The sequence below is a fragment of the Methylobacterium gnaphalii genome, assembly GCF_007992215.1.
Lineage (GTDB): Bacteria > Pseudomonadota > Alphaproteobacteria > Rhizobiales > Beijerinckiaceae > Methylobacterium > Methylobacterium gnaphalii.
Window position 1 is genome coordinate 1 of the sequence record NZ_BJZV01000075.1, and the last position, 4,938, is coordinate 4,938.

Here is a 4,938-nt window from a genome sequence, read left to right on the forward strand (position 1 = left end):
ATAGCCGTACTCGCTGGCCGGACGGGTCGGCGCGATGCCGAGCGTCATGATGTGGCCAGTCTGGGCTCCGAGAGCCGCAGCTCTGGACGCAGCCGCGAAAGCTGACTTATCGCCGATGACGTGATCGGCGGCGAGGATCAGGACGACGGTCTCGGGATCCCGCCGGGCGGCGCAGAGGGCAGCGACCGCGACGGCGGCAGCCGAATCCTGCCGGCTCGGCTCCAGGACGATCTCGGCGGCGACACCGCTCTGCGCCAGCTGCTCGGCGACGATGAAACGGGCGTCGGACGAAGCGATCACGATCGGCTTCGCGAAGACCGAGGCGTCCATCACCCGCTGCGCGGTCGCCTGGAACGTCGATGCCGTCGCGTCGATAAGCCGCGAGAACTGCTTCGGCATGCTCTCGCGGGAGGCCGGCCACAACCGGGTTCCCGAACCCCCACATAAGATGACAGGAAGAAGCATAATGGGTTCCGAACTACTCGACATTACAAAATATCCTATGCACAATCAATATTACCCTCATTTGCGATCCCCGCACTACAATTGTCTGAAATGTCATATTTCGGCTTCATGTAACCGTTCTATCTGTATAATACTTGTATCCAAAAACTGTTCTAACGCAACTTGCGATAATTCCCTGTTCAAAATCGCATCTCCTAAGCAACAGAATGATATGCCTGATACATATATAGACTTCGCACGACATCCGCGAGCACGAAAATACGCATCCCGCATCTGGCGCAACTCGGTTTCTGAGTCCAGTTAAAAAACACCGTCTTTTCCATTATCCAGAGACGCACGCTCCAACTTACCTTCGGTGAGTTAGCAGCGACCTGGAAACGCTCCCGTCGCTGAGCTATGCACCTTGCCACGAATGACGCGTGAACCGGAATCATGAAAAAACCACGGGCGAACATGTTTTGGGGGCTGTGGCTTGCCAGCGCACGGCAGCATTGTCGCACGCTCTATAGAATTGCTAAGATCAACTCATACAAAGAACTTTCGAATAGACGCACACTAGAACGGCGATTTGGTGCGATACCCATCGATTTTGTCGCCGACATATATAGAGGACTGCACGAAGATCTAAAACATATAACAAGCGCCTTAAAGCTGGAAGAGCACTATCTAAGACACGGGAAGTCCGAAAATAGAAGTTATAAGTTTGATATCGATTATCTAAAAGCTGACTTAGAGACATTAAAGTTAAGCAATCAAATCAATTATTACAGCGACCTATTTGGTACTGAAGATCTTGATCTCGAATATATATTCTCACAAGCCGGCGTCATCCCAGGAATCTGGCTAAACAGGTTTAATTCCTACGAGTTTTATTTAATAAACGATTCGCTAATTAAAAGAATACCGATATCTGTAATGGACGCGGTTTTGGCCTTTCTATTTCGCGGTCTTCCCCAGCTCGCTCCCATCGCACTAAATCAAGAATTCGACGCTATTTATTACCGAAAACAAAAGGGCGTTCCAGCACGCTGCTCTGACGACGAACTCTACAGAAATTGGTTGAGCCACGGACTAAATGAAGGTATACCGCCGAATAGTAAGCAGGCACTCCACGAACTTATCGGTACATATACTTACCCGGACAGCTTTGATGCACAGGCATACCGAGGTTATATGCGGTATTACTTAGTGTATATTAATAATGATCCCGTTACCATATTGAAACATTATCTAGATTTCGCTTATGAGTTCGTCGACTTCATTAAACCAACGACCGGGGGCGCAGAACTCCATTACTCAATTGGAAATTACAATATGAAGCATGCCAGATATCGCTTGGCAAATACAGCATATTCGCGAGCCATCGAAATCAAGCCTAACTTCGAAATGGCCATGCTGAGGCGAGCCGACTCCTGGCGAGCGCTCAACAAAAATGACGAAGCTTTAGCCGATGATATTACGGCAGCTAATCTGCCGAGCAGATCGCCGTTGACCCATATTAGAGCGGCGAAAAGCTTCGCTTCAATGGAAGCGCAACAGCAAGCATTGCAGTATATCCGTCAGTTTGCCCCTGAATTTAGAGGCTATGCAGAATGGCGACACAGCGCTAACGCAATAATAGATAACTATTTTTCAAATACGTACGGGAGAGCTCTCGAGCACTCCCTGAATGACAACAGATCTTATGCTACAGAAATGATATCTAGATGTTTACTCGAAGTAACGCAGCTGCAAGATTTGGTGGATCCGCTACCAAAATCTATCGGATGCTCGAATCACAAAAAAGTTGTCATCGTCGCTAATCGTAATATATCGCAATGCGACCATTATCGAGTAACACAGCGCGAACTTCAGTTGAAAGACTTAGATTATGAGGTCGAAATCTTTGATATCGGAAACATTCGCTCGTGCTACAGTTCAATAAACAATGCACGCTATGTAATTTTTTATCGAGTGCCTGCTTACCCCGCCGTTATACACGCGATTCGTTATGCAAGCGCTCTGCAGATTCCAACATTCTACGATATCGACGATCTGTTATTTGATAGTCAATTGTACCCGGAGCCTTTCGAAAGTTTCGAAAATCAAATAACGATTGACACGTATGCGCGGCTGGAACTTGGCGTACCGTTGTTTGCGCACGCCATGTCGCTGTGTGACTATGGGATATCGTCTACCTATACGCTTGCGTCGCATGTAAGAAAAAGGGTCCGAACCGGAGAATGTGCGGTCATACGAAACGGATTCGACTGCCGCAACGAAAGATTTTTGACTAGTTCTACGCCCCGTTTTTCTGGCCAATCAGTTTCAATATTTTATGGATCGGGAACGTTGGCCCACAATAGAGATTTCAATTTAGTTCTTTCGGATGTTCTTTCTGAGATATTGAAGAATTACAACCACGTTCGACTTGTAATAGCAGGTCATCTAGAAATCACGGGCCAGCTAGCTCAGTTTAAAAACCGCATTAGACGCATATCGTTTACATCTGATATCTATTCGTATTGGCGAGTACTCTCTGGTATGGACATTAATATTGCAGTTTTGGGGGCAAGCTCGTTCACGAGTTGCAAGAGTGAGGTTAAGTGGCTGGAAGCAGCGATGTTTCAAGTGCCGTCTGTAGTTAGTGCAACTGAAGGATATACCGATATAATCGATAATGGTAGGACTGGATTTATTGCTTCAAATTCGGACGAATGGCGAAACTTTCTTGGTCTGTTGATTGAAAATAGAGAACTACGTCTTGACATGGGCAGACAGGCCAAAAGCCAAGCATTGCATTCGAATAGTTTTCCATCTGGAGTACGTGCTTTAAGGGAAGCTCTATCTTCGAGTATATCAGCTCGCGCGCCGAAGCGAGACTCTAGCTGTCCTAAGACTGAGCTTCGTAAACCACGTGTCATCGTTTGTAATACATATTTCTATCCCCAATCCTTCGGCGGAGCGACTAGAGTTGTCGAAAACAATATAAACTATATTCTTGAGTCCGCCGGAGACGAATATGAAATCTTGGTATTTGCTTCTGATTATATGTCGGACGAAAGTTATGCCGTCAGGATAGATTCATACAAAGAAGTTCCAGTCGTACGCGTAAAGGCACCTGGACGTGAAGCTTTCAGAATGAAATCCGAAGACAACCGAGTATTTGAGATTTTTGAAGATCTTATCGATCGCTTCAATCCGGACATTATCCACTTCCATTGCATACAGTACCTCACAGGATCAATTGTCGAGGCGGCTCTATTGAAGCAGATTCCCTACATTATCACTGTTCACGATGGCTGGTGGGTCTCAGACCATCAGTTTCTAGTTGACGAGCTAGGTCATATCCGGCGGCCTAAGGCAGATTTACTGGAGCCAGATGATTTTACATACGACATGAAGTCGGAGTCTATAGCCAGACGTCAATATCTTTTTCGACTTTTAGACGCTGCTTATCGGGTGTTGGCAGTTTCAGGCAAGTTGGAAAATATTTATCGAGGGGCAGGGATTACTAATATATGTACGGTCGCAAACGGGTTAACCGAATCTTTTGCAATTCCCAGATCGCCGCGAGGAGATGGAAAAATAAGACTAGGACATGTTGGTGGTCTTACTGTGCATAAAGGCGCTATTTTGCTTGAGGTTGTTTTGAAAAGTGAGAAATTTTCGAATATTGAATTATTTATTGTTAGTCACGATTATGGATCTTCCCGGCAAAATGAAGTGTGGGGGTCTACACAAGTTCACTATATTAGCCCTGTTCCTCCAGAGGAGATGGGCACAATTTACGGTGAACTTGACGTACTTATTGCACCTTCGGTAGCATTCGAGAGTTTCGGCCTTGTCACTCGTGAAGCTGCTTTAGCTGGCCTGTGGGTTATTGCAAGTGATCGTGGGGCCGTTGGAGATGATGTGCGACCAGACGTAGATGGAACCATTGTTGATGTGACGAATACTGTTCAACTGCGGGAGATCCTTCGAACGATTGACGCTCATACTTGTAGGTACACTAAGCCGCCTCATAGGAACGGGGGCCATGTCAGGACCGCGAAAGATCAAGCTCACGATATTATGGCTATTTACTCTGAAATGTTATCTGAAAGTCGCGTTGAGTGAAGCTGTTTGAGCGCGCGCATGGTGCCTTGCACATCTGGCTGCGGACAAAGAAATGCTGCCGGTTGCATTTTTTTGAACGAACTTTGTGCCGTCGTGATGGGTGTGAGGTCTGAACAAGGGTTTGGCGCCGCTGGACCGGCTGATGTGCATAAGCGTTTCCGCTGCTGGATGAGGTGGGCTGATGCTGAGCGACACGCATTGGGCGGATCTGGAGCGGTTGGTCGACGTTTTCCGAAGACGAAGTCGCCGCCGCAGGATCGCCAGCGTACGCGCTCGGCCATCCTGTGGCGCCACCGGAACGGAGCTCGGTGGCGCGCCATCCCGGATGAACTCGGGCCGTGGTGGCGGGCGTCTCTAGATCGCGGACTCATTAAG

General features: G+C 47.6%; 2 protein-coding genes and 1 pseudogene. 2 read left to right on the forward strand and 1 reads right to left on the reverse strand.

Features of this window, described 5'->3' with window-relative positions; genetic code table 11:
- A partial coding sequence (locus MGN01_RS23025) for a sugar phosphate nucleotidyltransferase (RefSeq protein WP_373866608.1) occupies positions 1–465 on the reverse strand: 465 nt, incomplete at its 3' end.
- Between the two features lie 432 nt (positions 466–897).
- Here MGN01_RS23025 and MGN01_RS23030 point away from each other — a divergent pair.
- Both MGN01_RS23030 and MGN01_RS24340 read left to right on the forward strand, forming a co-directional pair.
- A complete protein-coding gene (locus MGN01_RS23030) occupies positions 898–4,563 on the forward strand; it encodes a tetratricopeptide repeat-containing glycosyltransferase family protein (protein WP_147049120.1) in 3,666 nt (1,221 codons plus the stop codon).
- 181 nt (positions 4,564–4,744) lie between these two features.
- Positions 4,745–4,938 (forward strand): annotated as a pseudogene (locus tag MGN01_RS24340) (transposase); the annotation flags it as partial.

Coding starts and splice junctions, on each gene's coding strand:
- MGN01_RS23030 (WP_147049120.1), top strand. CDS start 898: ATGAAAAAACCACGGGCGAACATGTTTTGGGGGCTGTGGCTTGCCAGC.